The sequence below is a fragment of the Aeromonas sp. QDB31 genome (assembly GCF_027707605.1).
GTDB classification, from domain to species: domain Bacteria; phylum Pseudomonadota; class Gammaproteobacteria; order Enterobacterales; family Aeromonadaceae; genus Aeromonas; species Aeromonas media.
Genome location: NZ_JAPCIX010000005.1, coordinates 223627 through 249992 on the forward strand (window position 1 = coordinate 223627; position 26366 = coordinate 249992).

A 26366-nucleotide genomic window follows, 5' to 3' on the forward strand; every position below is an offset into this window, starting at 1 on the left:
CCGTCGCCCCTGACAGGATTGCCCGGCTGACTGCTACCACACCAGAAGGAAAACACCATGATTGAGGCAATGACGGAAGCGGAACTGTACGCTCCCATTGAGTGGCAGGATTGCTCCGCCGGTTACGAGGACATCCTCTATCACAAGTCCCTGGATGGCATTGCCAAGATCACCATCAACCGTCCCCAGGTGCGCAACGCCTTCCGCCCCCGCACCGTGAAAGAGATGCTGCAGGCCCTGGCCGATGCCCGTTATGACGATCATATCGGTACCATCATCCTCACCGGTTTTGGCGAGAAGGCCTTCTGCGCCGGTGGCGACCAGAAGATCCGCGGCGACTACGGTGGATACCGTGACGACGAGGGCACTCACCACCTCAACGTGCTCGACTTCCAGCGCGACATCCGCACCTGCCCGAAACCCGTGGTCGCCATGGTGGCCGGGTATGCAGTCGGGGGCGGCCACGTGCTGCACATGATGTGCGACCTGACCATCGCCGCCGACAACGCCCAGTTCGGCCAGACCGGTCCGAAAGTCGGCTCCTTCGACGGCGGCTGGGGCGCCTCCTACATGGCCCGCATCGTCGGTCAGAAGAAGGCACGCGAGATCTGGTTCCTGTGCCGCATGTACGATGCCCAACAAGCGCTCGATATGGGGCTGGTCAACACCGTCGTCCCCCTGGCCGAGCTTGAGCGGGAAACCGTGCGCTGGTGCCGTGAGATGCTGCAAAACAGCCCCATGGCGCTGCGTTGTCTGAAGGCTGCCCTCAACGCCGACTGCGACGGCCAGGCCGGCTTGCAGGAGCTGGCGGGCAATGCCACCATGCTGTTCTACATGACCGAAGAGGGTCAGGAAGGGCGTAACGCGTTCAACGAGAAGCGCCGTCCCGACTTCTCCAAATACAAACGGAATCCCTGATGACACTCGCCCTCTATCGCTACCAACTGCCCTTTACCCAGCCCCTGACCTTTCACGGCAAGGTGGAGGTGGCGCGAGAGGGCCTGTTGGTGCGCATTGGCGACGGCTGGGGGGAGATAGCCCCCCTGCCCGGCTTCTCCAGAGAGAGCCTGGCCGAGGCGCAAACCGAGAGCCTCGCCTGCCTGGCGCAACTGGCCCGGGGGCAGACCATGGCCCCCCGGCTGCCCTCGGTGCAATTTGGTCTGGACTGTGCGCGGCGGGTCTGGCCGGAACAAACGGCGGCACTGCCCGACCCCTATCCCCTCATTCAGGGCTCCCCCCAGGAGCTGCTCAAGAACTGGAAGCAGTGGCTGCACGAGACACCCCTCAAGGCCAAGCTGAAGGTGGCTCGCTACCCCATGCGGGACGAGCTGGCGCTGATCCGCCTGCTGCTCGACAGGCGCCCCAATCTCAAGCTGGTGCTGGATGCGAACCAGGGCTGGACCCGCGAGGAGGCCTGGGCCTTCTGCGGTCACCTGGATCCGAACCGGATCGAATACCTGGAAGATCTGTGCGCCGACTTCGCCGACATCGCCTTCGTCGCCAGTCGTACCGGTATGCCGGTTGCCCTCGACGAATTGCTGGCCCAGGGCAAGTCCTGGGAACCCATACCCCAGCTGAAAGCCCTGGTGCTCAAGCCGACCCTGCTCGGTTCCCTGGCCAACAACGAGGCCCTGGTGGCCCGTGCCCGCGAGCTTAAGCTGAAGGTGATCGTCTCCTCCTGTTTCGAGTCCGGTATCGGCCTCGGTCAGCTCGCCCGCCTCGCGGGGGAGTGGGCGCCGGATCAGGCCCCCGGGCTGGACACCCGACGCTGGCTGGCAAGGGATCTGCTGGACAAACAGGGTCAACCCGACCCAAGTCTGATGGAACCTCTGTTTCACCGTGACTGAAGGAGCCCCCATGCCGCCCGCCCGTGCAGCTGATGCCTCACTGGCAGCCTGCCCGGTGCGCCACTGGGCACAGGCGGCCCCCGAGCGCATCGCCATCCACGGCCACATCTCTCTCACCTATCGGCAGCTGGATACTCGGCTAAACGGCCTGTGCCAACAGCTGGCACAGGCAGGATTGAAGCCGGGTGATCGCCTCACCGCCGTGGTGCGCGGCGCCCTGGAGGATGTGCTGCTGGCCTGGGCCTGCGTGCGCAGCGGCCTCGTCTTCTGCCCGCTCAATCCCGCCTTCCCCCTCGTCAGACAGGCCGAGCTGGCGCGACAACTCGAGGTGGTCGCCTGCTGGTCGGCGGGAGAGATGCCACCCGGCCCTTGGCGGCGGCTGCAACTGGAGTTCGAGGCCGAGGGGGAGCCCCCCCCCGAGCCTCTGTGGCTGGATCCCAACCGGCCGAGCAACATGATCCTCACCTCGGGATCCAGCGGCAGCCCCAAGGCCGTGGTGCACCGCCTCGCCAACCACCTCGCCTCGGCCCGGGGCTCGGCCAGCCTGATCCCTCTCGATGGCGACTGCGGCTGGCTGCTCTCCCTGCCGCTGTTCCACGTGGGTGGCTACGCCATCCTGTTCCGGGTCTTCCTGGCGGGGGCCAGCCTGGTGCTGGACGATCGCACCCAGCCCCTCAAGGAGCGGCTCGAGCGCCAGCCCATCACCCACCTCTCGCTGGTGCCGACCCAGCTCTGGCGCCTGCTGGCGGAGGGGTTCGATCCCGCCCGCACCCGCTTGTGCGAGCTGCTGCTCGGGGGGGCCGCCATCCCTGAGCCCCTGGTCAACCAGCTCAAGGCCCTGGGGTTCACCCCCAAGTCGAGTTATGGCCTCTCCGAGATGGGTAGCCAGGTCTGCACCGGCCAACCTGCCGGCGCCGGGGTAGTGGGCAGGCCCCTGCCCGGGCGGGAGGTCTGCATCCGCCAGGGGGAGATCTGCGTGCGCGGCGATACCCTGTTTGCCGGCTATTTCCAGGCCGGAGCGCTGGTGCTGCCGCTGGATGAGGAGGGCTGGTTCCACACCCGGGACAAGGGCCACTTCGCCCCGGGCGGCGAGCTGGTGGTGGAGGGGCGGCTCGACAACCTCTTCATCTCGGGAGGGGAGAACATCCAGCCCGAGACCATAGAGCAGCGCCTTGTGGATCACCCCGCCGTGGCCCAGGCCCTGGTGGTCCCCATCCCCAGCGCACAGTGGGGGCAGCGCCCCGCCGCCTTTATCGACTGGCTGGCAGAGCCCGTGCCCCACGACGAACTGGCGACCTGGATCAGACACTCCTTGCCTGGCTTTATGGTGCCGGACCGCTGGCTGCCCTGGCCTGATCTGGCTGGCAGCCTGAAACCCTCCCGCACCCTGCTCGCCCATACCTTGCGGCAAGAGGAGTGACGTAGCCCCCCATATGGGGCTGAGTCCTTGCTATCAATACAGTCCCTTTTGGGGCTGTTTTTATGTTGTTTGCTCCCGAATGCATGGTTCCTCGGCGCCATCTGGCGCATTGATATTCTTTTGGAGCCCAATACCCTGTCTGGTCCCCACGTCACTCCATCCACCAAAGGGATCATGATGAATCACCTCTCTACCCGGCTGCTGCTCCTGGCAGCCCCCGGCCTGCTCGCCACCTCGGCGCTGGCCAGCTACTCCCCCGACTGGCAACAGTATCAACTCATGGGCGAAGCCAGCCGTCAGCTGGGGGATCGTCTCACCGAAGTGACCTATGAGCTGAGCGCTCGCAACGGGAGCGCCCCCTATCAGCAGCTGAGGGTGTATCGCCGCTTCGACTGGCGCGACGCCAACCTGGCGGCCCTGGCAGAGCGGCTGTGCGGCGAGCCGCAACTCAAGATCGAGCAGGGCTGGCAGATCCGCTACCTCAGCTGTGAAGAAGTGGTGCCGGCCGGCAAGGCCGTCCCGGCCAGCAGCTATGACTTTGGCTACGGCATGAAGCAGGGCCGCTGGGAGCCACTGGCAGGCACCCCGACCGCGCCGCGTCAGGATCGTCTGCCGCTGGCGGAGCGGGTCATCCTGGGTCACAGCGAGCAGGAGTTGGATCGCTGCGAGCTCAACGCCGAGGGGCGCTGTGCCGAGCAGGCATGGCAGTACCAGCCCCGAGACTGGCAGCAGTTGAAGGTGCTGGAAGAGACCCCCAACGAACGGGATGGCAGGCTCGAGCAGATCTTCTTCCGCCTGCAACCCATCGCAGGCAGCCAGGCCGCCCGTCAGGTGAGCGAGCTGCACGTCTGGCGCCAGTACAGCTGGCAACTGGACGAGACCAAGGCACAGCAGGAGTGCGATGAACCCCAGAACCGGCAGGAGGGCGACAAGACCATCAGCTACCGGGTATGCCGCCAGACCCTGCCCGCCGGCAGCGAGGTGCAGGTGGTGCTCAAAGACACCGGCTATCAATACCCGGTGGGGGGCAGCGAATGGCAGACCCTGCCGGAAACAACCGAGTGGCAGGAGAGCCGGGTACTCAATCGCCCCATCGTACTGGCCAGCAAGGAAGAGCAGCTCGACTGCCGCCGCGCCGACGGCCGCGCCTGCTCCGAGCCGGACCTGCCTGATACGGATCTGCTGGATGCCGAAGCCGCCAAAATCGTGCAGGACGCCAGTGGTCAACCCGCGCCGGTCTGGCAGGAGAACTATGGTCACGATGACCGCAAGCTGCTGGCCGTGTCGCGCGGCATCCAGCGCCTGCTGGCGGCCAATCAGCCTGCCCATCCGGCCATGAAGCTGCTGCTGGAATACGTGCGTGCCCACAACTACCACAACTACGGCAAGCACAAGGAAGACGGCCCGGCCGCCGCCGAGGCGCTGGCCGAGGCGTTGACGGCGCTGGGCGCCCATCCGCTGCTCTTCCCGGAGCAGGCCAGCGACGAGGTAGGTACCGTCATGGGGGCCTGGAGCATCGCCCTGCACGGCCAGTTCAAGAGCCCGGCAGTGCAGAGCCGCTTTGGCACCCTGCTCAGCGAGTTCAACCAGATGCTGGCCTACGCCACCCTGCATGCCAGCGAGATCAACGGTCAGCACGCCTGGGCGACCGGCCTGTTCGATCTGCTCAACTTCCTCGACTTCGCCAGCGACTACAGCGACCCCTTCGCCAACGACTTCCGCCAGCAGGATGGCGAGCTGCGCAAGCAACTGCACGCCCTCGGCATGAGCGAGCTCGCGTTGTGGAAGGGACGGGATGGCGCCGATCTGTTCCTGCTCAACAACGTGCTGGATGCCTACACCCGCCTCTACCGGGTCGCCCGCTATACCCGCCCGGACGAGCTCGACGGCTATCGCAAACTGCTGGATGACTCCGTCATCGCCCTCGTTCGTCATCACGATCTGATCCCCGGCGGTCAGCAGAGCCAGCACCTGCTGGACGACATGTCACTGACCCTCTCCACCTACTACCTGACCTACACGGACCGCACCAGCGAAGCCTGCATCAGCGGTGACTTCGCCGGGCTCTGCACCCCTATCCGGGTGGAGGACGTGCTGCCGTTCGAGCACACCTGCTCGCCGACCCTGCGCCTGCGGGCCCAGGATCTGACCATGGATCAGGCCGAGGGGATCTGCCGTGAACTGGGTGCCGAAGAGCAGCAGTTCCACCAGCAGATGGAAACCGGCTGGCAGCCGGTGGCGGACGATCTCAACGAAGCGCTGGAGCTGGTGATCTTCGACTCCTCCGCCGACTGGCAACGCTACGGCAGCGCCCTGTTTGGCGGCGTCGCCACCGACAACGGCGGCATCTACATCGAGGGGGATCCGGCCCGTCCCGGCAACCAGGCCCGCTTCTTCGCCTACGAGGCAGAGTGGAAACGCCCCGCCTTCCAGGTGTGGAACCTGCGCCACGAGTACGTGCACTACCTGGACGGTCGCTTCAACCAGTACGGCAGCTTTGGCCACTACCCGCTCAACCGCACCACCTGGTGGTCGGAAGGGCTGGCGGAGTTCATCGCCCACGGCCAGTGCTTCGCCCGCGGCCTGGACAACGTCGCCGGTCGTCCGGCCAGCGATCGTCCGGCCCTGGCCGACATCCTGCACCTGGATTACGACAAGGGCGGTGAGATGGTCTACTCCTGGTCCTACACGGTGCACCGCTTCCTCAGCGAGACCGGTCGCGGCGCCAGCTGGCTGGCCATGGCCCGGGCTCTGCGCAACCCGGATCAGCAGCAGGCGATGAGCGCCTTCGAAGCCGAGCTGGATGCGCTTATCGCCAATGACAGCGAGGCCTACCAGCAGTGGCTCGGCCATGAGCTGCTGCCCTGGTGGGAAGCCAACAAGGAGTCTGAGGAGTGCAAGGCGAACGACTCGGCCCATTGAGGGTGAGCCATGAATGAGGAAGGGCGGCCATGGCCGCCCTTGTTTATGGCGCCCCTTGATGGACTCAAGATCGCGCCGGGCTCTGCGACAGCCTGTGCCCGAGTGACGCCATGGGGGCGCATCAAACCTGACGCGCCACGGCAACTTGTAATAGAATGGCCACCTGTCATCTCTTACTTCAGATCCGAACCGCACCGCGCATGAAGAAGTTTGCCAAGATCCTGCTCGCCTGCCTCTGCCTGTTGCTGGCCTCCGTTGCCGCACTGCTGGGCTACAGCGAGTGGACCGTGTCGGACGCCCGTCACTACACCTACGACGACGTCGATGCGGTGCCCTACAATCGGGTCGCCCTGGTGCTCGGCACCTCCAAGTATCTGATCGGGGGCAGCCCGAACCACTACTTCAAATACCGCATCAAGGCCGCTGCCGAGCTCTACAACAACGGCAAGGTGGACTACATCCTGGTTTCCGGCGACAACGCCACCGTCCAGTACAACGAACCACGCCAGATGCGGCGCGCCCTGATCCAGGCGGGCATTCCCGCCAGCGCCATCTACAGCGACTACGCGGGCTTCCGCACCCTGGACTCCATAGTGCGCGCCAAGGAGGTGTTCGGTCAGGCCCGCTTCACCGTGGTCTCCCAGGCCTTCCACAACGAGCGCGCCATCTTCATCGCCCGCCACTTCGGCATCGAGGCGGTCGGCTTCAACGCCCTGGATCCCAGCGCCTATCAGGGCATCAAGACCCGGGTGCGCGAGGTGTTCGCCCGCCTGATGGGGCTGCTCGATCTCTACGTGCTGGACAAGGGGCCCAAGTTCCTCGGCGAACCCATCATCATCGGTGACCCCGTCCCCTGCCAGCCCCTGAGCACCCTGGGGACGAGCCAGCCCTGCCTGCCCATTGCACCGCCCCCTCATAAGCCGAAGGCCAAGCCGGCAGCGGCAGTGAGCGCTGCAACCGCCACCAGTGCGGCGGCTGCAACCAGCAGTGCCTTGGCCACCAGCGCCGCCGTGCCGAGCGAGGCAAGGCCCGTGGATAACCCGGCTGCCGCCAGTGCGGCAACACCAACCAGCGGTGCCTCGGCAACCAGCAGCGCGCTGACCCCTCAATAGCAGAGACCCGCCAACAGGCGGGTCTCTTTCATTGGGCTCGGTATTTCCGGCGATCAGGCCAGCGCCGCCACGTAACGCCGCGCCACCTCGCTCCAGTCGATCACGTTGTAAAACGCGCCTATGTAGTCGGGACGCTTGTTCTGGTACTTGAGGTAGTAGGCGTGCTCCCACACGTCCAGCCCCAGAATGGGCACCAGCCCCTCCATCAGGGGGCTGTCCTGGTTGGCGCTGCTCACTACCTGCAGCTTGCCGCTCTGATCGACCACCAGCCAGGCCCAGCCGCTGCCGAAGCGACTCAGAGCCGCCTGGGTGAAGGCTTGCTTGAAGGCCTCCAGCCCGCCCAGGTCCCGCTCAATCGCCTCGGCCAGCTCACCGCCCGGCTCACCGCCCCCTTGCGGGCTCATCACCTGCCAGAACAGGCTGTGGTTGGCATGACCGCCACCATGATTGCGCACCGCCCCCTGCACGCTCACCGGCAGGCTGTCGAAACGGGCGAGCAGTTCGTCCACCGGCAGGGCAGCCAGCTCGGGGAGCTCGACCAGGGCGGCATTGAGGTTGGTGATATAGGTCTGGTGGTGACGGCTATGGTGGATCTCCATGGTCAGCGCGTCTATGTGAGGCTCCAGCGCGTCATAGGCGTAGGCGAGGGCAGGCAGGGTATGGCTCATGTTCGTTCTCTCTCTTGTTGGGCTCAATGCAATCGATGGGCGGGCTCGGTCTGGCACTGACATTGACCGAGGCAGCGCAAAATGCCGTCGTGATGACCGTGTTTTTGCACGAAGGCGAGCAACTCGGTACGGGTGCCGCGGCTATGGCGCAGGGCCGCCGCCCGCAGGGGGTCCGGGCTTGCGGGAGACTGACTGGTGGCGAGCAGGCAGTCGTGGACATGGCACAACATGTAGGCAGCCCTGTCCGGCAGCGTCATGGCCACCAGCAGATCCGCCAGGTTGTGGTGGGCCACCACCAGGGCGGCCACGGCTTCGTTCGCATCCGGCCAGCAGGCGAACTGCTGACGGGCCAACCACAGGGCCTGCTGATAATGGTCGAGCGCCCTGGCGTGCTCCCCCGCATCGAAGTGGCGATTGCCACTCAGGGTCTGCACCTTCCAGTGCGCCATGCTGTTGTCCGCGTCGGTGGCGCCGACCCATCCCTTCATCCAGGTTACCGTCATGACTCAGCCACTTAAATGATAATAATTATTATTTAACTTATTTGATGGGCGGACACAAGGAATAGTTGGCGCGGCATTTTTGCCCATATGGGTAGGGTTTTTCTGCAATCCCCGGTTTAGTGATCCCCTCCACAGATACATATGAGTTCAGCTACCATGCTGCTGCTACTGGCATGAGGCCGGAGGCTGCCGGAGCGCAGCCGGTTTTCACAAGGATGGTGAAGATGAAAAGATGGCTATTGGTGCTGTTGTGCGCCCTGCCCATGCTGGGCCAGGGGGCCGGTTATACCCAGACCCGCTATCCCATAGTGCTGGTGCACGGGTTGTTCGGCTTCGACAAGCTGCTCGGAGTCGATTACTTCTACGGTATCCCCCAGGCACTGACCCGGGATGGCGCCCGCGTCTATGTGGCGCAGGTCTCCGCCACCCAGAGTTCGGAGCTGCGCGGCGAACAGTTGCTCAAGCAGGTGCAGCAGGTGCTCGCCATCACAGGGGCGGAGAAGGTGAACCTCATCGGTCACTCCCACGGTGGCCCCACCATTCGCTATGTGGCCTCGGTCGCCCCCGAGCTGGTCGCTTCCGCCACCAGTGTGGGGGGCGTCAACCAGGGTTCGGAAATTGCCGATCTGGTACGCGCCAGGGTGGAACCGGGATCGCCAGCCGAGCAACTGGCGGTGGCCGCCGCCTCGGCGCTCTCCGGGATCATCTCGCTGCTCTCCGGCGGCAGCGACCTGCCCCAGGATCCCCTCGCCTCCCTTGATGCCCTGACCAGCTCGGGTGCCCAGCGTTTCAACCAGCGCTATCCGGAAGGGCTTCCCAGCCAGCATTGTGGTGAGGGGCCGCTGCGCGCCGCCAACGGCGTCTACTACTTCTCCTGGAGCGGGCGCGGCAACATGACCAACATCCTGGATCCGGTGGATCCGGCGCTGGCCCTGACCGGCACCTTCTTCCGCGAGCCCAATGACGGCCTGGTCGGGGTCTGCAGCAGCCACCTCGGCAAGGTGATCGGCACCGGCTACCGGATGAACCACCTAGACGAAGTGAATCAGTCGTTTGGCATCCATCACCTGTTCGACACCGACCCCGTGACCCTGTACCGCCAGCACGCCAACCGCCTGCAGGGATTGGGGCTATGAACAGGGGCGTGCTGATACTGGCACTGCTGTGCCCGACCCTGCTGCTTGGAGTGCTGGCGCTCTGCCCGAGTGCAGAACCACCCTTGGATGCCGCCCCCGAGCAGGGAGCCCTGCGCCACCAGCTGGCCCAGCGCCTGGAGCGAGGCGAGACAGACGAAGAGGACCCGCTGCTGAGTCGCTATCAAGGCTTCCTGGCGGCGGAGTCCAGCCTGACGGTGCCGACGGATCCCGGCCTAGCCAGCCTGCAGTTGCTGTTCGACGAGCGCGAGCAGTTGCGCCAGCAGCGCTTCACCCCTGCCGAGCAGGGGCAGCTGTTTGCCGAAGATCGGCTGATGGAGCAGTGGACCCTGAGGCGCAAGGCACTGGCGGAGGCCGACGACGCCGACAGGGAGGCACTCGGTGAGGAGCTCGCTCTCTGGCTGGCGGAGCAGCCCCAGTGGTTTCGGGAGGCCGAGGCCAATGGCCGCCTGCTCGGCGATCTGCAGCGCCTGGAGCAGATCTCCCCCGCCGAGCGGGACGCCGTGCTGCTGGAGCAACTGGGACCGGAGGCGGTGGATCGGCTGCGCCAGCTGGCGCAGAGCCAGCAAGGGTTCGAGCAGCAGTTGGCAGGTTATCTGGCGGAACTCGAGCCACTGCGCCCCCGGGATCGTGCCGAACAGCAACGGACGATCCTGGCGCGCTGGTTCGATCCCGGACAGTGGCGGCGGGTAGAGGCTCTCACCCGGATAAGGCTGGGGGAGCCAGCATCCGAATGAGAAGGGGCCCGTAATGGGCCCCTCTTGCTGGTTCTGTTATTGCGGCTTGTTGGCGCCCGGCAGCGGCTGCCAGGTGAGGCGAGTCACCTGGGTACCCCGCACCTCGCAGGTGAGGCAAAGATCCTGCCACCCCTTCTCCTGGCGCAGAGAGACCTCTCCCTTCATGCCCTGTTCGCTCGTCTTGAGTTTCGCCTGCTCGGCGATCACCTTGTCGCCCTTGGCGAGCGCCATCAGCTTGTCATTGCAGAGCCACCGGGCCAGATCCGCCCCCTTCGGTTTGGCGCCTCCTTCGCTGGCCTTCTGCTCCGCCTGGCTCGGCACGAACAGCGCGCTCAGTTCAGCTGCCCGCCGGGTGAGCCAGGCTTCGCGCTGCTGCATACTCATCTTGCTGACGAACTCCGCCGGCTGGCCCTTGTCATCGAGCCAGCGGGTCAGCTTGCCCTGGTCATCGAAGGCGAACTGGGCGGCCGGCTCCTTCACCCCGAACAGCTTGCCTCCCTTGAAGTAGTAACGGCTCTCCCCCTCCTGCTTGCCCTGCTCGTTCAGGATGGGCACGGCGATGATGACGGGGGCGCCGTCGATCCAGGCCTTGATATCTACACCGTCATGACTGAACTGGCGGGTATCGAGGGCACTCTGTGCCCCCTTATCCATCAGGGCGAACTGCTCGGCCAGGGTGGTGGCGAGCGAAGGCAGGGAACAGAGTCCCAGGGTCAGAGCGATCAGGGTATTGCGCATAAGTGTCCTGTGATGGGCCCGAAGGCCGGGTTAACTCTCTACCAGCCAGGTCCTCAGTCCCTCCCGGTGAGCGTCGCTCAGGGGACGGGATTGACGAGTCTGGTAGTCAAAATGGATCAGGGTCGTCTCGGCGGTCACCGCCAGCTCGCCGCCCTGCCAGGCTTCCTGCCAGAGCGTGAAGGAGCTGGTGCCGATGCGCCGTACCCCCGTCTTGATCAATACCTGCTGGCCATAGAACAGTTCCCGTTTGAACTGCACCGCATAACCCGCGATGATCAGATGCCAGTTGTGCACATCCAGCTCGGGAGAGAAGAGGCGAAACAGGGGATCACGGGCCGATTCAAACCAGACCGCCGGTACCGTGTTGTTGATATGGCCGAGGGCGTCCGTCTCTTGAAAACGGGGTTGGATCTGCATTTCCAGCATGGATATCGACTCCTTGTCGTGGGACCGCGCACAGGCTAGCGCGCCAACCCTCATGACTCAAGCGTCCCGGCATCCGGGTGGGAGCCGTCTCCGGTTTCCGCTGCCGCCATCCCCTGTTCGGGTCTGAGCCAGGCGCTGCGAAAATCGAACCAGCCGAGGGCCGTCATGCGCACCCCGTGCACGCCGACCCGGCTCTCCAGCTCCAGCCAGTGGTGAAACAACGGCACGAACCAGCCCTGGCGCTGCACCTCGGCCAGCAAGGGCCGCGGGCCGGGCTCGGCGCCGCTGGCACGCCACTGCGTCAATCCCTGCCACAAACGCTGCTGGCCGCCCCACACCTTGCGCAGCAAGGGGGTGCCCTGGAGCCAGGCGTAGGGGGCGAAGGCATGTTCGTGCTCCAGGTTCAAGGTACCGAGCCAGAGATCCACGTCCTCGTCCGTCCCGCTCACCCAGCGGCCGTAATCCAGGGTGCGCACCTCGAGCCGGATCCCCTGCTCCCCGAGCAGGCTGGCCATGGCGCCGGCACACTCCTCAAACTCCAGGTGCTGGTTGAAGCAGGCCAGCACCAGCCGGGTCGGCAACCGTGCAGGCCTCGGCTCCTCGGCGAGCAGTGTCTCGCGCCAGTGGGGCAGCAAGCCGAGGGCACTGGTCCAGCCCCGTTGCAGCTCGGGGGCGACCCGCCCCATCAGGGCGATGGGGTTCAGCAGCCGGGTCAGCCACTGGCGCAGGGCGGGATCCTGCAGCGGGGGGGATCTGTCGTCCTGCAGCAGGAAGTAGCAGCCGGATTCCAGCTCCGACTCACCGCGCATGGTGCCGAGCTCGGGGCTGTCGCGCCCCAGCTGCAGGTGGCTCTCCAGCCGCTCCGCCAGCTCCGGCAGCATCCAGATGTCGATCTCGTCGAGCAGAGCCCGCAGGCCAAAGTAGTCGTCGAAGGCCTCGAGGCACAGCTGCAGGGGATCGTTGGCAACCACCTTGTAGGGGCCGGTGCCGACCGGCTGCAGGGCAAAACCCGCCTCTTCCTTGAGCTCGCGCGGCAGGATCGCCGCCACCGGCTCCGCCAGCAGATGGGGCAGCAGGGGATCCGGACTGTCGAGATACATATCCAGGGTGCGCGGCCAGGGGCTCTCCAGCCGTGCGAGATGGGCGAACAGCGGGCGCTCGCGCAAGGCATGCAGGCTCTCCATTACATCTTCCACCCCCAGCTCGCGGCCATGGTGAAAACGCACCGCCGGCCTCAGATAGAAGCGCCAGTGACAGGGGCCGAGGCACTCCCAGTGGTGAGCCAGATCCCCCTCGATTTCCCCATTTTCCTCATTTCGCCGGGTCAGGCCATTGAAGATCTGCCGACTCAGGTGAATTTCGGAGCGGCGCAGGGGATCCGTGGGCAACAGCTGGGGCAGCGGACGATAGTAGGGCACCCGCAGGATCTGGCGCCCCTCCCGGGTGGCCTGGCCGAGCTGCTCGATGAGCAGCGGGGTGAGCAAGTCCAGCCGCCCTTCCGCCAGCCGCACCGCCTGGGTGAGCTGCCCCTGGCTCAGCAGATCCCGCAGCCGGCGGCGAGTCAGGCTCTCCTGATTGTCCAGCAGGATGAGCCGGGAACGTCGTCCTCTGCCCGCCTCGGCCGACCAGCTGAGCCAGCCCTGATCCTGCATGCGACGCAGCAGCAGGCGGGCGTTGCGCGGGGTGCAACAGAGCAGATCCGCCACCTCGGCGAGGCTGATCTCCTGCTCATCGCAGCCAAGCTGCTGGGCGAGCCGTTGAAATTGCTGGTAGAGGCGGCTGCTGGGCATAAAAGAGGAAATCCTGTTGATGAAGTTTGTCAGTTTTTACTTCCTCATTTTAGCTCAATACTGTTGGCGAACGTGAACACCACAGCACAGGAGCACCATCATGAGCCAGACCAACCCCCATGCACCGAACCGGATCCAGCAGATCCTGCGCCGCTACTTCCGCCGGATCCTGCCTCGCCCACTGACCCTGATCGAGGATCCCATGCATCAGCTCAACCGCCTGATGCAGTGGGACATGCACCAGATAGACGACAGGGAATATCGTCGCCGCCTCTGAATGGGCCAGGACTCAGGACGGGAAAGGGCGCAGCAGGATCACAACCCCACTGGCATTGCTTTGCCGGATTGGGTGGTTTACATCGGCGCAGGGCCTGCTAGATTGGACGTCTATCCATCTATAACTGCTACCCAGCAACATCCAACAAGGAGTGTGTGATGAAAGATGCGACCCTGGCCCTGCACCACGGCTTTTCCCACGATCCCACCACCAAGGCGGTGGCCGTGCCCATCTACCAGACGGTGGCCTACGAGTTCGACAGCGCCCAGCACGGGGCGGATCTGTTCAACCTGGCGGTGCCAGGCAACATCTACACCCGCATCATGAACCCCACCAACGATGTGCTGGAGCAACGGATGGCCGCCCTGGAGGGAGGCATAGCCGGGCTGGTGGTCTCGGCGGGTTCCGCCGCCATCACCTACGCCATTCAGGCGTTGACCGCCGCCGGCGACAACATCGTCTCCACCCCCCAGCTCTATGGCGGCACCTACACCCTGTTCGCCCACATGCTGCCGAGTTTCGGGGTCGAGGTGCGCTTTGCTAAAGATGACAGCGCCGAGGCCATCGCCGCCCTCATCGACGACAGGACCAAGGCGGTCTATTGCGAGAGCATAGGCAACCCGGCGGGCAACATCGTCGATCTGGCGGCTTTCGCCAAGGTGGCCCACGCCCGTGGCGTGCCGCTCATCGTCGACAACACGGTCGCCACCCCTGTGCTGTGCAAACCCATAGAGCACGGCGCCGACATAGTGGTACACAGCCTCACCAAGTACGTGGGCGGCCATGGCAACTCCCTGGGGGGCGTCATCGTCGACTCGGGCAAGTTCCCCTGGGCGGATCACGCCGAGCGCTTCCCCCAGCTCACCCAGCCTGAGCCCTCCTATCACGGGGTGGTCTATACGGACGCCTTTGGCCCGGCCGCCTTCATCGGCCGGGTGCGCACCGTGCCCCTGCGCAACACCGGCGCGGCGCTGGCCCCCATGAACGCCTTCCTGCTGCTGCAGGGGCTGGAGACCCTGAGCCTGCGCATGGAGCGCCACGTGGACAACGCCCTGCGGGTCGCCCACCACCTCAAGCATCACCCCAAGGTGGCCTGGGTCAGCTATGCCGGTCTGCCGGGTCACCCCCACTATCCGCTGGCGGAGAAGTACATGGGCGGCCGTCCCTCGGCCATCCTCTCCTTCGGTCTGAAGGAAGGGTATGAGGCGGGGGTACGCTTCTACGATGCGCTGAAGATCTTCAAGCGGCTGGTCAACATCGGCGATGCCAAGTCGCTGGCCTGCCACCCCGCCTCCACCACCCATCGCCAGTTGAGCGAAGCCGAGCAGGCCAAGGCCGGGGTCAAACCGGAGATGATCCGGCTGTCGGTGGGGATCGAGGCCATCGAAGACATACTGGCGGATCTGGATCAGGCGCTGGAAGCCTGAGTCAGCACAGAGCGGGCATCTGCCCGCTCTTTTTTGTCTGCCGGTGAACCACTTGCCTCGCCCGTTCGTACACACAATCCCGCCACCGAATCGAGGTTCCCATGATAGTCCTGCACCACCTGAACAAATCCCGCTCCCAACGCATCATCTGGCTGCTCGAGGAGCTGGGCCTGCCCTACGAGATCAAGGCCTACCAGCGCGACGCCACCACCTTCCTCGCGCCCCCCGAGCTCAAGGCCATTCACCCCCTCGGCAAGTCACCCGTCATCGAGTTCGACGGCCGCGTGCTGGCCGAATCCGGTGCCATCACCGAATACCTGATCGCCCGCCATGCGGCCGAGCGGCTGGCGCCGGCCACGGACAGCCCCGACTATCCCGAATACCTGCAGTGGCTCCACTTTGCCGAGAGCTCCGGCATCCTGCCGCTGCTGCTGGACATGTTCGTGCGAAAAGATGGCAGCCCGATGCGCTTCCTGCCGGACTACGCCAAGGCGGAGTGCGCCAAGGTGCTGGGCTATCTCAACGAGGTGCTGGCAAACCGCCGCTATCTGGTGGGGGATCGCCTCTCCGGCGCCGACATCATGAACTCCTTCCTGGTGGATCTGCTGGCCCAGGGCGGCCAGCTGGCCCGGTTCCCGCACCTTGAGGCCTACTGGGAGCGGCTCAACAGCCACCCGGCCCGCCAGAAGGCGGCAGCCCTGGAGCGCGAGCTGGATCTGGGAGCCTGATCCTCTCCCCTCAGTGCCCCACCCCGGAATGCAAAACGCCCCGACAATCGGGGCGTTTTCTTTGCGGAGCGGGTGCCGAGGCTTAGGGCGCGCAGGAAAGGATCCGCGCCGCATAACTGTCAGGATCGCTTCTTGGCGCCAGATCCCTGGTCTAGCAGGCGTGAGAGAGGATCCTGGCCACATATTGCCCGGAGCTCCCCTGGCTGCCAACAGCCCGGGCTTAGAGCGCGTGGGACAGGATCCTGGCTACCTTGTCGGGATCGATATCCTGCTGCTCCCCGAGGGCGGTCAGGCCGAAGCGTTTGAGGTTGGAGCAGATAGCCGGGATGCAGCTCTCTGTCAGACCGTAGTCGGCGAGGCGAGTGCCCACCCCCATCTGCTGGAAGAACTGCTCGGTGCGAATGATGGCCTCCTCGATGCGCAGCGCCCTGTCCTCGCGGCCGGAGTGCCACACCCGTTCGGCGAACTGGGCCAACTTCTCCTGCTTCTGGACCGATTGCTCCCGCAGTAATGAAGGCAGCACCACCGCCAGGCTCTGGGCATGATCCAGCCCGTGCAGGGCGGTGAGCTGATGACCTATGGCATGGGTGGACCAGTCCTGGGGCACACCGCGCCCGATGAGGCCGTTAAGGGCCAAGCTGGCGGCCCACATCAGGTTGGCGCGCACCTGGTAGTTGGTGGGCTCCGTCAGCGCCCGTGGGCCGTTGTCCACCAGCACCTGCAGCAAGCCCTCCGCCAACCTGTCCTGCACCTCGCCCCCCACCGGGAAGGTGAGGTACTGCTCCAGGATGTGGACGAAGGCATCCACCACGCCGTTGCCCACCTGGCGCGGTGGCAGGCTGTAGGTGGTGGTGGGATCCAGCACCGCAAACCGGGGCAGCACCAACGGGTTGTAGAAGGAGAGCTTGGCCTCCCCCCGGCTCACCACGGCGGCCGGATTGCTCTCGGATCCAGTGGCTGGCAGGGTCAGCACGCAGCCGAGCGGCAAGGCCGCCTTGACCGGTGCCTTGTCCAGCAGGATCTCCCAGGGATCCTCGCCCTCGAAGCAGGCCGCCGCCGCCACGAACTTGGTGCCATCCACCACGGATCCGCCGCCCACCGCCAGCAGGAAGTCGATGCGCTCGCGCTTGACCAGAGCCACCGCCTCCATCAACTGATCGTACTGAGGGTTGGCACCTATGCCGGGAAACTCCAGCCACTCCCTGCCCGCCAGCGCCTGGGTCAGCTGCTCATAGACACCGTTCTGCTTGATGCTGCCGCCGCCGTAGAGTACCAGCAGGCGGCTGCCTGCAGGGACAAGCTCCGGCAATGTGGCGATCTGGCCCTCCCCGAAACAGATGCGAGTGGGATTGGCATATTGGAAGTTGTACACGGCAGAGCCCTCGGTTGAATGCATGCAGGGGGATTGTGCGCCAGCCGACCCATCGGGTCAAAAAACGGGAGCAAGCCATCAAAATGGTGATCCGCCTCCTTTGGCATGATGGTACTCAGGTGTGACTTTGCTATGGTGTCACTGGAGAAGGGGTCACTCCCCTGCTCCATCATGGCACCTCTCACGGGGTTCTGTTTCCCAGTCATAGGGTCTAATCATGAAACTGAAGCACGCATGGATCGCAGGAGTGCTCACTCTCTGTGTCAATCCCCTGATACAGGCCGCCGAGGTCACCACCAATGTGGCCGTCACCCCGGGCCAGGCCAGCCTGGCCGAAGAGGTGAAGGCCGAGGCGACCGTTACCGCCATCGATCTCGCGACCCGCAAGGTCAGCCTGAAAAACGCCGAAGGCAAGACCTTCGATCTGGTTGCCGGGGAAGAGGTGACCAACCTCCAGAATCTCAAGGTGGGGGATGTGGTGGCGCTGCGCTACCTGCAACTGCTGGATCTCGAGCTGCTCAAGGGCACCGCCGGGGTGAGAAAACGGGTGGTGGAAGTAGACGGGAGCAAGGCGGCCGCCGGTGAGCAACCGGGCGCCGGGGCCGGCATGCAGGTGACCATCTATGCCGACGTCATCGACGTCGACAAGGCGCAGCAGACCATCAGGGTCAAGGGTGTGGACAATACCCTCACCCTCAAGGTGAAGGATCCGGCCCAGTTCGCCCTGATCGCCAAGGGGGATCAGATCAAGGCGGTCCAGACCACGGCAATCGCCATAGGGATAGTGCCAAAGCCCTGAGGCACGCCCTCTACGGCAGGGAGGGCACTGGCGCTCCCTGCTTCATCCTTCCCCGGCATCCGGGGCAACATCTTGCCCGGCTGGCACCAAAGATTGCCGTTCGAGTCATTGGTCTCAGGCCTGGGCGCTCTGTCCGCTCGACGACTTGCCGGTGAGCCTGTCCATGGCCGCCTTGAGCATGGCATCACACTGCTCGGTCAGGGCCCGGGTCTGGGTCTCCCGCTCTTCGGCCGCGAGCGTCTTGTCGTCGGCCACCCCCTTGATCTGGCTCTCGAGATCGTCAAATTTTTTGCGATCGAAGCCGAGTGCCTTGTCCACCAGCTGCTGCACCACCGTATTGCTGGCGCTCCCGGCCAGGGAGGCGCTCTTGCCGCTTCTGGCCAGATGCTCGTAAGTCAGTACCTGCTGCGCCTTGCCGGTCAGCACCTGGCTGGAGAGGCTGACCTGCTGATCCCAGCTCCCCTGCTGGCTGTCATCGCCACTGAGGGTGGCCAGGGCACGGCTGTGGGACGCACTCTGGGCGAGTTGCTGACCATAAGGTTTGATATCCATGAAGGCTCCACGCTGCTGCCGGCCAAACCGGCGTCCGGGGAGACACTCCCCGCCAATCACCATGACTCAGCAAGTTGCAGGCCAACTTGACCACTCGCTGGCAGCGATCTGGGATAGAGGGTGGATGACGCCAGACGGGGGCGGCGGGCGGGATAGAAAACAGAGCGAGAAGAGGCACCCAGGGGTGCCTCTTCTCATCCCGCCGAGACGGGGTTCAGCGACGGCTGATCTGCAGCGGGCCGAAGGTCTGGGCCACCGGCATGATCTCTATGCTGTTGATGTTGACGTGAGCGGGCTGCTGACTGACCCAGAGCACGGTATTGGCGATGTCCTCCGGCTGGATGGCCTGCACCCCCTGATAGACGGTGGCCGCCTTGGCGTCGTCACCGTGGAAGCGCACGTTGGAGAACTCGGTACCGCCGCACAGACCAGGCTCCACATTGGTGACGCGCACCGCGCTGCCCGCCAGATCGGCACGCAGGTTCAGGCTGAACTGCTTCACGAACGCCTTGGTGGCGCCATAGACGTTGCCGCCCGGGTAGGGGTAAGTGCCAGCGATGGAGCCGATGTTGACCACGTGGCCGCGATTGCGCGCCACCATGCCTGGCAGCAGCAGGCGGGTGAGCAGGGTCAGGCCACTGATGTTGGTGGCTATCATCTGCTCCCAGTCTTCGAGATCCGCCTTGTGGGCGGGCTCAAGCCCGAGCGCCAGTCCGGCGTTGTTCACCAGCAGGTCCACCTCGCACCACTCGGCCGGCAGCCCCTCGATGGCGGCGCGGGTGGCGGCCTTGTCCTGCACGTCGAACGCCAGCGGCAGGAACTGCTCGCCCAGCTCGTCGGCCAGGGCGGCCAGCCGTTCGGCGCGGCGACCGGTGCCGATCACCCTGTAACCCGCGTTCACCAGCAGACGGCTGATGGCTTCACCAAACCCGGACGAGGCGCCCGTTACCATTGCGATCATCTGAACCTCCATTGTGATTTATCTGGTTGAAACAAAAAAAATTCACTCATTATCCAGCTCGCGCCCCGTCACCTTGCGCCAGAGGAAGACCGACAGGTGCAGCAGCAGCAGGCCGCTGCCCCCCAGGGCAAACAGCAGGCCGGTGAGGGCGTTGACCGAGGTGTCTGCACCACACCACCACCAGACCAGCCAGCCCACGGCCCCGATGACGAAGGTCTGGATGGCGCAGATCGGGCAGCGCCCCAGCCTGGCCCTGATGGCGGTGGCAAGACAGTCGTCACAGCTCATGGCTCCCCCTCGATGTCGCGGCAGCGCGGCTCATGCTGACCCCGAAGGCGGTGGCGAGGCAGTTGTCGCAGCTCATGGCGGCCCCTCGATGTCGAGGCAGCGCGGCTCATGCTGACCCCGAACGCGGTGGCGAGACAGTCATCCCAGCTCATGACTGCCCCTCAATGCCAGAGGGCGATTCACGATGCGTCCCGCCCGGCTGGGCGCAGCGCCAGCACCAGCCGGTGCGCATGCTGGCCCGGGCCGTAGTAGTCCGGCAGCCTGAGCCTGGGGCGAAACCCCAGCCCATGGTAGAGGGTCTGGGCCTCCGGGTTGGCATCGGCGACCTCGAGCCGGATAGCCCCCCAGCCCGCTTCCCGGCCCTCCCGGATCACCTGCTCCAGCAGGCGCCGGGCCCAACCCTGGCGGCGCACCGTCCAGCGAATGGCGAGGGTCTGGATGATGAGCCTGTTCCAGCCCCTGTGCTCCAGCACGCTGAGGTAGCCCATCAGTTGCGCCTTCTCATCCAGCAGCAGCAGGGTGCGACCCCTGGCATGGCTGAGCAGGTAGTGCCAGCGGCTGCGGCCGAAGGCGACCTCGGGGGGAAAACAGTAGCGTTCCAGCTTCACGATGGCGCCCAAATCATCGGTTCGGGCCGCGCGCACGGTCAACACGGGGAGTCCTTGTTCGGTTATTTATCCTCAGCACCAGAAATGCGACTTGTATCACAAGTTACCAAGGCAGAATATTAGGCACTGTAACCTCTTGTTTCCCCTCGCGCCATTGTCGTGCTTGTCGGTGCATCGAAGCCCACTGGGGATCCTGCCTTTTCAGGCAGTCCTTTCTGTGGAGCCGAAAATATGAGTACCTATGTCATCGTCGACGAGCCGGGCGACTGGCCCTGCCGTGCCGATTATCTGCTGACCGCCCGCACCTATCTGCAACACGGCGTGCCCACCACCGGCGGCCGTCCCCGCATCATCAATCTCTGCCGCAGCCTGGAGCACCTGAGTGCGGGCTATTACTGTTCCCTGCTGGCCCAGGCCCGCAGCCACCACTGCCTGCCGGGACTGCAGGCCATCAGCCGGCAGCAACCCCAGCAGCCACCGGCCAAGCTGTGGCGCAAGCTGCAGGGCTGGCTGGCCCGCCAAAGCGAGGACAGGATCCGGGTACGCGCCATCTTCGGTCAGTGCGAACAGAGCGAGCTGGCGGGGCTGTCCCGCTACTACTACGGCCTGAACCAGCTACCGCTGCAGGAGCTGACGCTGAAACGAGGCCGTCACGGCTGGTCGGTGCGCCAGCAGCAGAGCCTCTCCCCCCTGGTGCTGAGCCCGCGAGAGCGGGAGCTGATGCTGCAGCACGCCCAGGCCCTGGTCGGTACCGGGGATGAGGAGCAGACGGCGCCGCTCTATCAGCTCGCCATCCTGATGGATCAGAACGATGGCCGGGCCAGCAGCGATGCCCTGGCGATCGAGCGCTTTATCCAGGCCGCCGCCGCCCAGGGGATCCAGGCCGAGATACTGGCGCCCTCCGCCATCGAGCGGCTGCCGGAGTTCGACACCCTCTGGCTGCGGGCCGAGACCGCGGTGGGCCACTACACCTTCGAGTTCGCCCGCCGTGCCGAGCAGCTCAAGATGCCGGTGATCGACAGTTCCCGCGCCATCCTCGCCTGCAGCAACAAGCTCTACCTCTACGAGCTGATGGTGCGCAGCGGCGTGCCCATGCCGCCCACCATGGTGGTGACCCGCCGTGGCCGCCACCAGGTGGACGAGCTGGTGCAGCGCCTCGGCCTGCCGCTGATGGTGAAGGTGCCCGACGGTGCCCAGGGCCGTGATCTCGCCATGGCCAGCGACGAGACCCAGCTCGCCCGCCTGCTGGACGAGGGGCTGGGCCGCTCCGCCCTGCTGCTGGTGCAAAGCCGGATCCCCGCCGAGTTCGACTGGCGCATCGGCTTTCTCGACGGCTCGCCGCTGTTCGCCTGCCGCCGTTACCGGCCGGAGCCGGGCAACCGTATCCGCCGCCGCAAGCACCCCCTCGACATGAGCCGGATCGAGGCGCTGCCGCTCACCGAGGTGCCGGAACGGGTGTTGCAGACCGCCCGCCGTGCCGTGCACCAGCTCGGCAACGGCCTGTTCGGGGTGGATCTGCGCCAGCAAGGCCAGGGCTGCGTGCTGCTGGAAATCATCGACAACCCCTGGATCCGTGGCGACATCGAAGACAGAGAGGCCAGGGATCTCTATGAACGCCTGGCCAGGGCCTTCCGGCAACGGCTGGAGAACCGGGGGCAGAGCGCCCCTGATCGACCATAAACAAAGAGGGCCCCGTGCTGGGGCCCTCTTTGTGATGGGACAGGCGTTATTGCAACTGCAGGAAGCGACCACTGAGGGGGGGCAAGTCCACCGTCAGGCTGCTGCCCCCCATGGCCAGGCGCTCGCCGCTCTGCAGATCCACCAGGGCGCTGCCGCTGCGCAGCTTGCCAACCGGCACGGCATAGCTCTGGGGCGTGGTGGAGACATTGAGCAGGTAGACTATCTGCTCCGCCGCCGTCTGCTTGATGTCGCCGTAGACGCTGCCCTCGGCCACCAGCTTGATCCTTTCCCCCTGATAGAGGGCGGGGTGGGCGGCACGCAGGGCCAACAGCTGGCCAAGCCACTGCTTGAGCTCGGCCTGCTCGCTGCTCGGTGCAAAGCCGGTGACACCGGGCACCTTGCCGTCGCTGCGAGCCACGTGATCGTCACACAGCCCCTGGGCCGCACAGTCGCCACCCACCTGGGCCGCAAAGCCCGGCACCTCGTCGCCAAACTCCTCGCCGTAATAGAGGGTGATAGGGCCGGAGCGTGCCGCCAGGAAGCTGAAGGCCGCCTTGTGACGCTGCCAGTAGTCCGCCGGATTGAAGTTGCCGCGCTCCAGCAGATCCCCGAAGCGCACCAGATCGTGGTTGCCCAGCATCAGGTTAGGCATGGCGTGATCCGGGTAGTTCTCCACCTTGTTCCAGCTGGCATCAAGCACGCTGGCCCCCTGGCCACCCTTGCCGGACTCCTCCACCGCCAGCGCCTGCACCAAGCCGTAGCGCAGCGGGAAGTCGAACGCAGAGGAGAGCGCCGGGTTGTCGCTGCTGCCGTAGGCCTCGTTACGGATGTCGTCGGCCCCCTTCCACACCTCCCCCACCATGTAGCCCAGGGTGCCCCACTGCTGGCCGGCAGCCTTGCGCGCCGCACTGGCCTGCTCCACCTCGCTGCGAATGGCGCGCCACTCGTCCAGCCCTAGCTGATAGGCCTGATCGAGGCGCCAGCCATCGATGCCGTACTGCTCGACCCAGTAGCGGGCCACTTCCTTGAAGTAGGCAAGGCTCTCGGGCTGATCGTAATCCACCAGCTGGCCAGGGTAGCCGGCGCCGCCACTCTTGAGGGCGGGCAGACGCCCCTCCGGCGAAGGCTTGCTCACCCCGACCCGGTTGACGTGGCCGAACACGCCGTCCAGGAAGACATGCAGCCCACGCTGATGGGCCGCCTCGACCAGTTTTTTCAACTGGGCATTGCTGCCGAAGTTCGGGTCCACGTTGAAGAAGTCGCAGGCGAAGTAGCCGGTGGCATCCAGCCGATCGTCCCCGGCCTGACCGGCACAGGAGTCGAACACAGGGGTCAGCCAGATGGCGTTGACGTTGAGGCTCTTGATGTGGTCCAGGCTGTCGATGATCCCCTGCAGATCGCCGTTGTGCCGGGAAGGACCGTAGCCGACACCGTAGTTGGCACTGCCGTCGCCATCGACGAAGGACTCCACCATCACCTGATAGGTGCGCAGGTTGCAGGCGGGCTGATCATCGCCGTAGCAGGCGCGGCTGTCCGAGGTGGGGGGCGGATTGACCACGGGGGGCTGGGGTTCGCTGCTGGAGCCCCCGCCGCCGCTGCCGCACGCTGTCAGTAACAAGGCGGCCCCGATCAGGCCGCCATGGCGCAACCTTCCTTGTTTCATTGTTATCTTCCCGCTGTGATGGTGCTGGCGCAAAATACGCCACCCTGGAGCCATGATAGCGGCCTCGCCAAAGCGGATCTGTGACTGAAAACGTTACCTGACTCAACGCGTTAGCAGGCAAGGCTCAATGCGTGTTGCGATCGTGGAAGGCGTCGCGCTCGTCGATGGGCTTGATCAGGTGATAGACCTCCTGGGCCGACAGGGTGAAGCCTCCAGGCCACTCCAGCTGGTGGCGGCGATTGATGAAGACCCGGGCGAAGCGACGCTCGGTGTCAATGGCGGCAAACAGGGGCTGGCTACGCCAGGGGGTCAGGTCCAGCACCCCGGTAGTGCCATCCGAGAGCACCACGAACAGGCACCAGTCATGCACATACTCCACATCGATGAAGACCGGCATCCCTTCGGCTCCGATTGAGAAAATCCGGCGCCATTATAGGCAAGCCTCCCGTCCCGCTTTGCAATGAGGATCACACAATGCCCAGTCATTTATGCTGTCTTTTGGCGACCCAGGAGCCCTCATTTAAAAATCAATGTTATCAATAGAGTCCAGTAGGGCCCTGCGCCGCAACCTTTCTCCGCCCCCATTGTCATAACCCTGCAATATAAAAAAGTTGTCCTCGGATGGGCATCAAAGAACAGGCTTTATCAGGAAAAACAATGACAAAAATAAGACATTGGCTGGGTCCATTTTGGCCCATCGCCATTTTTTCAGTGATCGCGCTCATCACCCTCTCCGCCAGCCGGGCAGGCCTGGGGCTCTGGCAACAAGAGCGGGTCGACGCCGTCGCCGGTTGGTCGCAACTGCTGCTGCAAGGTATCCGGGTCGACCTTGCCACCCTCTGCTGGTTGTGGGGTGTCCCCGCCGTCTTCACTATGCTGCTGGCCGGCCCCCACGCCCTGGGCCGCGCCTGGATGCAACTCATCCGGGTTTGGCTGACCCTGGGGCTCTGGCTGATGCTCTTCCTCGAGATCTCCACCCCCGCCTTCGTCACCGAATACGGGGTACGCCCCAATCGCCTCTATATCGAATACCTCATCTACCCGAAGGAGGTGCTCGCCATGCTGTGGGCGGGCCGCAAGGGCGAACTGCTGCTGGCCCTGGTGTTCAGCCTGCTGACTCTGGGGGGCGGCTGGTGGTTGAGCGGGCGCCTGATGCGGCACCTGAGCTTCCCACGCTGGACTCTGCGCCCGGCCTTCGCCCTGCTGATCCTGGCCATCGGCTTCCTCGGTGCACGCTCCAGCCTGGGGCACCGGGCCCTGAACCCGGCCATGGTGGCATTCGCAAGCGATCCCCTGGTCAATGCCCTGACGGTCAACTCCGCCTACTCCCTCTTCTTCGCCATCAAGCAGATGAGCAACGAGGAGAGTGCCGGCGAATTCTACGGGGAACTGCCCAAGGAGCGGATCCTGGCGCTGGTGCGCGAGGAGAGCGGCCGCCCCGACCAGGACTTCAGCTCCGAGACCCTGCCCAGCCAGACCTTCAACTCAGCCAGCCATAGCGGCAAGCCGAAGAACCTAGTGATCCTGCTGCAAGAAAGCCTGGGCGCCCAGTTTGTCGGCTCCCTCGGCGGCCTGCCGCTGACCCCCAACATAGATGCGCTGTCCCGGGAGGGCTGGGCGTTCGAGCAGCTCTACGCCACTGGCACTCGCTCGGTGCGCGGCATAGAGGCGGTGCTGACCGGCTTCACGCCGACTCCGGCCCAGGCAGTGGTCAAGCTCGGCAAGAGCCAAACCAACTTCTTCACCATCGCGGATCTGCTCAGGCAGCGGGGCTATGACACCAGCTTCATCTACGGCGGCGAGAGCCATTTCGACAACATGCGCAGCTTCTTCCTCGGCAATGGCTTCACAACCATAGTCGAGCAGAAGGACTTCAAAAACCCGGAGTTCGAGGGCTCATGGGGTGCCTCTGATGAAGATCTCATGGCCAAGGCCAACGACACCTTCGAGGCACTGCACAAGCAGGGCAAACCCTTCTTCAGCCTGGTGTTCAGCTCCAGCAACCACGATCCCTTCGAGTTCCCGGACGACCGCATCTCCCTCTATGAACAACCAAAGGCGACCCGCAACAACGCCGCCAAGTACGCGGATTACGCCGTCGGCGAGTTCTTCAGGAAGGCCAAGGCATCGGACTACTGGAAGGACACCCTGTTCCTGGTCATCGCCGATCACGACAGCCGGGTCGGCGGCGCCAGCCTGGTACCCATCCCCCGCTTCCATATCCCGGGGGTCATAGTGGGAGAGGGCATAGCGCCGAAACAGGATCCGCGCATCGTCAGCCAGATAGACATGGCGCCCACCCTGCTCTCCCTGATGGGCATAAGTGCCGACTACCCCATGCTGGGCAAGGATTTGACCCGCATGCCAGCAGACTGGCCGGGGCGCGCCATCATGCAGTACGACAAGAACTTCGCCCTGATGCGGGGCAAGGATGTGGTGATACTGCAGCCGGAGCGGACGCCGGAAGGCTTCATCTATGACGATGCCAGCGAGACCCTCACCCCGGCCCCGCAAGCGGATGCCATGAAGGATGCCGCACTGGGCCTGGTGCTCTGGGGCAACCTGGCCTACCAGCAGGGACTCTACCAGACGGCGCCAGACGACAGGCTCGCCCTCAACTGAAGGGATGAAGAAACGAAAAAACCGCCAGCTGGCGGTTTTTTCGTTTTTGCTGCCTCATCCTGAATATGGCCC

The 26366-nt window shown here is 64.9% G+C and carries 25 protein-coding genes; 13 read left to right on the forward strand and 12 right to left on the reverse strand.

The window, feature by feature from the left end; all coding sequences use genetic code 11:
• Positions 1-57: 57 nt before the first annotated feature.
• The 5 genes from menB (at position 58) to PG898_RS07805 (ending at position 7301) form a co-directional block, all read left to right on the forward strand.
• Positions 58-918 carry a 1,4-dihydroxy-2-naphthoyl-CoA synthase gene (gene menB, locus PG898_RS07785; RefSeq protein ID WP_005329409.1) on the forward strand — a complete coding sequence of 287 codons (861 nt, stop codon included), beginning with the start codon at positions 58-60 and terminating at the stop codon, positions 916-918.
• Positions 918-1847 carry an o-succinylbenzoate synthase gene (menC, locus tag PG898_RS07790; RefSeq protein WP_182786749.1) on the forward strand — a complete coding sequence of 310 codons (930 nt, stop codon included), beginning with the start codon at positions 918-920 and terminating at the stop codon, positions 1845-1847. The genes menB and menC overlap by 1 nt, the downstream gene beginning before the upstream one ends.
• Before the next feature lie 10 nt (positions 1848-1857).
• Positions 1858-3267: an AMP-binding protein gene (locus tag PG898_RS07795; RefSeq protein ID WP_182786751.1), complete on the forward strand. Its 1410-nt coding sequence runs from the start codon at positions 1858-1860 to the stop codon at positions 3265-3267.
• Between the two features lie 177 nt (positions 3268-3444).
• Positions 3445-6189, forward strand: a complete 2745-nt coding sequence (locus tag PG898_RS07800; RefSeq protein ID WP_182786753.1) for a collagenase — start codon at positions 3445-3447, stop codon at positions 6187-6189.
• Between the two features lie 155 nt (positions 6190-6344).
• A complete protein-coding gene (locus PG898_RS07805; RefSeq protein WP_182786755.1) occupies positions 6345-7301 on the forward strand; it encodes a SanA/YdcF family protein in 957 nt (318 codons plus the stop codon).
• 53 nt (positions 7302-7354) lie between these two features.
• Here the strand turns inward: PG898_RS07805 and PG898_RS07810 are convergent, their stop codons facing one another.
• Together PG898_RS07810 and PG898_RS07815 are read right to left on the reverse strand one after the other, a co-directional pair.
• On the reverse strand, positions 7355-7969 hold the full coding sequence (locus tag PG898_RS07810) for a superoxide dismutase (RefSeq protein WP_182786757.1): 615 nt from the start codon (positions 7967-7969) through the stop codon (positions 7355-7357).
• Between the two features lie 23 nt (positions 7970-7992).
• Positions 7993-8418: a hypothetical protein gene (locus tag PG898_RS07815; protein ID WP_270823680.1), complete on the reverse strand. Its 426-nt coding sequence runs from the start codon at positions 8416-8418 to the stop codon at positions 7993-7995.
• A 278-nt stretch (positions 8419-8696) separates the two neighbouring features.
• Here PG898_RS07815 and PG898_RS07820 point away from each other — a divergent pair, with 278 nt between their 5' ends.
• Positions 8697-9608, forward strand: coding sequence for a lipase family alpha/beta hydrolase (locus PG898_RS07820; protein ID WP_043128902.1), 912 nt, complete (start codon positions 8697-8699; stop codon positions 9606-9608).
• A complete protein-coding gene (locus PG898_RS07825; protein ID WP_182786759.1) occupies positions 9605-10363 on the forward strand; it encodes a lipase secretion chaperone in 759 nt (252 codons plus the stop codon). Before PG898_RS07820 ends, PG898_RS07825 begins: the two co-directional genes overlap by 4 nt.
• Positions 10364-10399: 36 nt before the next feature.
• On the opposite strand, the gene PG898_RS07830 is transcribed toward PG898_RS07825, so the two are convergent.
• The 3 genes from PG898_RS07830 to sgrR are packed head-to-tail and all read right to left on the reverse strand — an operon-like array spanning position 10400 to position 13317.
• A complete protein-coding gene (locus PG898_RS07830) occupies positions 10400-11101 on the reverse strand; it encodes a hypothetical protein (RefSeq protein ID WP_182786761.1) in 702 nt (233 codons plus the stop codon).
• Positions 11102-11131: 30 nt separating this feature from the next.
• Entirely contained in the window at positions 11132-11527 is a 396-nt protein-coding gene (locus PG898_RS07835; protein ID WP_005329373.1) for an acyl-CoA thioesterase, read from the reverse strand.
• Between the two features lie 50 nt (positions 11528-11577).
• Positions 11578-13317: an HTH-type transcriptional regulator SgrR gene (gene sgrR / locus PG898_RS07840; protein ID WP_182786763.1), complete on the reverse strand. Its 1740-nt coding sequence runs from the start codon at positions 13315-13317 to the stop codon at positions 11578-11580.
• A gap of 100 nt (positions 13318-13417) precedes the next feature.
• Here sgrR and PG898_RS07845 point away from each other — a divergent pair, with 100 nt between their 5' ends.
• The 3 genes from PG898_RS07845 (at position 13418) to PG898_RS07855 (ending at position 15749) form a co-directional block, all read left to right on the forward strand.
• On the forward strand, positions 13418-13594 hold the full coding sequence (locus PG898_RS07845) for a hypothetical protein (protein WP_081934379.1): 177 nt from the start codon (positions 13418-13420) through the stop codon (positions 13592-13594).
• A gap of 158 nt (positions 13595-13752) precedes the next feature.
• Positions 13753-15021 (forward strand): O-acetylhomoserine aminocarboxypropyltransferase/cysteine synthase family protein, encoded by a 1269-nt coding sequence (locus tag PG898_RS07850; protein WP_043128897.1) that lies wholly within the window; start codon positions 13753-13755, stop codon positions 15019-15021.
• Between the two features lie 101 nt (positions 15022-15122).
• Entirely contained in the window at positions 15123-15749 is a 627-nt protein-coding gene (locus PG898_RS07855; RefSeq protein WP_270823579.1) for a glutathione S-transferase family protein, read from the forward strand.
• A gap of 220 nt (positions 15750-15969) precedes the next feature.
• Here PG898_RS07855 and PG898_RS07860 read toward each other — a convergent pair whose 3' ends face one another.
• The gene (locus PG898_RS07860) at positions 15970-17145 is read right to left on the reverse strand and encodes an iron-containing alcohol dehydrogenase (protein ID WP_182786769.1); all 1176 of its coding nucleotides are present in this window, start codon (positions 17143-17145) and stop codon (positions 15970-15972) included.
• A 193-nt stretch (positions 17146-17338) separates the two neighbouring features.
• Here PG898_RS07860 and PG898_RS07865 point away from each other — a divergent pair, with 193 nt between their 5' ends.
• Positions 17339-17920: a hypothetical protein gene (locus tag PG898_RS07865; protein WP_041206510.1), complete on the forward strand. Its 582-nt coding sequence runs from the start codon at positions 17339-17341 to the stop codon at positions 17918-17920.
• 114 nt (positions 17921-18034) lie between these two features.
• Here PG898_RS07865 and PG898_RS07870 read toward each other — a convergent pair whose 3' ends face one another.
• From PG898_RS07870 to PG898_RS07885, 4 genes are all read right to left on the reverse strand, one after another.
• Positions 18035-18472 (reverse strand): hypothetical protein, encoded by a 438-nt coding sequence (locus tag PG898_RS07870; protein WP_270823578.1) that lies wholly within the window; start codon positions 18470-18472, stop codon positions 18035-18037.
• Positions 18473-18686: 214 nt separating this feature from the next.
• Positions 18687-19433 carry an SDR family oxidoreductase gene (locus tag PG898_RS07875; protein WP_270823577.1) on the reverse strand — a complete coding sequence of 249 codons (747 nt, stop codon included), beginning with the start codon at positions 19431-19433 and terminating at the stop codon, positions 18687-18689.
• A gap of 42 nt (positions 19434-19475) precedes the next feature.
• On the reverse strand, positions 19476-19721 hold the full coding sequence (locus PG898_RS07880; protein WP_025325522.1) for a DUF3624 family protein: 246 nt from the start codon (positions 19719-19721) through the stop codon (positions 19476-19478).
• A gap of 179 nt (positions 19722-19900) precedes the next feature.
• Complete coding sequence (locus PG898_RS07885) at positions 19901-20374, reverse strand: GNAT family N-acetyltransferase (protein ID WP_139751030.1); 474 nt, start codon at positions 20372-20374, stop codon at positions 19901-19903.
• Between the two features lie 186 nt (positions 20375-20560).
• On the opposite strand from PG898_RS07885, the gene PG898_RS07890 reads away from it, so the two are divergent.
• A complete protein-coding gene (locus tag PG898_RS07890; protein ID WP_268433669.1) occupies positions 20561-22009 on the forward strand; it encodes a RimK family protein in 1449 nt (482 codons plus the stop codon).
• A gap of 46 nt (positions 22010-22055) precedes the next feature.
• Here the strand turns inward: PG898_RS07890 and PG898_RS07895 are convergent, their stop codons facing one another.
• Both PG898_RS07895 and PG898_RS07900 read right to left on the reverse strand, forming a co-directional pair.
• Positions 22056-23672, reverse strand: a complete 1617-nt coding sequence (locus PG898_RS07895; protein ID WP_180344964.1) for an alpha-amylase family protein — start codon at positions 23670-23672, stop codon at positions 22056-22058.
• Positions 23673-23796: 124 nt separating this feature from the next.
• The gene (locus tag PG898_RS07900) at positions 23797-24069 is read right to left on the reverse strand and encodes a DUF2442 domain-containing protein (RefSeq protein WP_005328751.1); all 273 of its coding nucleotides are present in this window, start codon (positions 24067-24069) and stop codon (positions 23797-23799) included.
• Positions 24070-24329: 260 nt separating this feature from the next.
• Here PG898_RS07900 and PG898_RS07905 point away from each other — a divergent pair, with 260 nt between their 5' ends.
• The gene (locus tag PG898_RS07905; protein WP_270823576.1) at positions 24330-26294 is read left to right on the forward strand and encodes an LTA synthase family protein; all 1965 of its coding nucleotides are present in this window, start codon (positions 24330-24332) and stop codon (positions 26292-26294) included.
• Positions 26295-26366 lie beyond the last annotated feature (72 nt).

Bases quoted from the DNA above. Each gene is read 5' to 3' on its own strand.
- menB (WP_005329409.1), top strand. From the start codon at position 58: ATGATTGAGGCAATGACGGAAGCGGAACTGTACGCTCCCATTGAGTGG.
- menC (WP_182786749.1), top strand. From the start codon at position 918: ATGACACTCGCCCTCTATCGCTACCAACTGCCCTTTACCCAGCCCCTG.
- PG898_RS07795 (WP_182786751.1), top strand. From the start codon at position 1,858: ATGCCGCCCGCCCGTGCAGCTGATGCCTCACTGGCAGCCTGCCCGGTG.
- PG898_RS07800 (WP_182786753.1), top strand. From the start codon at position 3,445: ATGAATCACCTCTCTACCCGGCTGCTGCTCCTGGCAGCCCCCGGCCTG.
- PG898_RS07805 (WP_182786755.1), top strand. From the start codon at position 6,345: ATGGCCACCTGTCATCTCTTACTTCAGATCCGAACCGCACCGCGCATG.
- PG898_RS07810 (WP_182786757.1), bottom strand. From the start codon at position 7,969: ATGAGCCATACCCTGCCTGCCCTCGCCTACGCCTATGACGCGCTGGAG.
- PG898_RS07815 (WP_270823680.1), bottom strand. From the start codon at position 8,418: ATGGCGCACTGGAAGGTGCAGACCCTGAGTGGCAATCGCCACTTCGAT.
- PG898_RS07820 (WP_043128902.1), top strand. From the start codon at position 8,697: ATGAAAAGATGGCTATTGGTGCTGTTGTGCGCCCTGCCCATGCTGGGC.
- PG898_RS07825 (WP_182786759.1), top strand. From the start codon at position 9,605: ATGAACAGGGGCGTGCTGATACTGGCACTGCTGTGCCCGACCCTGCTG.
- PG898_RS07830 (WP_182786761.1), bottom strand. From the start codon at position 11,101: ATGCGCAATACCCTGATCGCTCTGACCCTGGGACTCTGTTCCCTGCCT.
- PG898_RS07835 (WP_005329373.1), bottom strand. From the start codon at position 11,527: ATGCTGGAAATGCAGATCCAACCCCGTTTTCAAGAGACGGACGCCCTC.
- sgrR (WP_182786763.1), bottom strand. From the start codon at position 13,317: ATGCCCAGCAGCCGCCTCTACCAGCAATTTCAACGGCTCGCCCAGCAG.
- PG898_RS07845 (WP_081934379.1), top strand. From the start codon at position 13,418: ATGAGCCAGACCAACCCCCATGCACCGAACCGGATCCAGCAGATCCTG.
- PG898_RS07850 (WP_043128897.1), top strand. From the start codon at position 13,753: ATGAAAGATGCGACCCTGGCCCTGCACCACGGCTTTTCCCACGATCCC.
- PG898_RS07855 (WP_270823579.1), top strand. From the start codon at position 15,123: ATGATAGTCCTGCACCACCTGAACAAATCCCGCTCCCAACGCATCATC.
- PG898_RS07860 (WP_182786769.1), bottom strand. From the start codon at position 17,145: ATGCATTCAACCGAGGGCTCTGCCGTGTACAACTTCCAATATGCCAAT.
- PG898_RS07865 (WP_041206510.1), top strand. From the start codon at position 17,339: ATGAAACTGAAGCACGCATGGATCGCAGGAGTGCTCACTCTCTGTGTC.
- PG898_RS07870 (WP_270823578.1), bottom strand. From the start codon at position 18,472: ATGGATATCAAACCTTATGGTCAGCAACTCGCCCAGAGTGCGTCCCAC.
- PG898_RS07875 (WP_270823577.1), bottom strand. From the start codon at position 19,433: ATGATCGCAATGGTAACGGGCGCCTCGTCCGGGTTTGGTGAAGCCATC.
- PG898_RS07880 (WP_025325522.1), bottom strand. From the start codon at position 19,721: ATGAGCTGTGACGACTGTCTTGCCACCGCCATCAGGGCCAGGCTGGGG.
- PG898_RS07890 (WP_268433669.1), top strand. From the start codon at position 20,561: ATGAGTACCTATGTCATCGTCGACGAGCCGGGCGACTGGCCCTGCCGT.
- PG898_RS07895 (WP_180344964.1), bottom strand. From the start codon at position 23,672: ATGAAACAAGGAAGGTTGCGCCATGGCGGCCTGATCGGGGCCGCCTTG.
- PG898_RS07900 (WP_005328751.1), bottom strand. From the start codon at position 24,069: ATGCCGGTCTTCATCGATGTGGAGTATGTGCATGACTGGTGCCTGTTC.
- PG898_RS07905 (WP_270823576.1), top strand. From the start codon at position 24,330: ATGACAAAAATAAGACATTGGCTGGGTCCATTTTGGCCCATCGCCATT.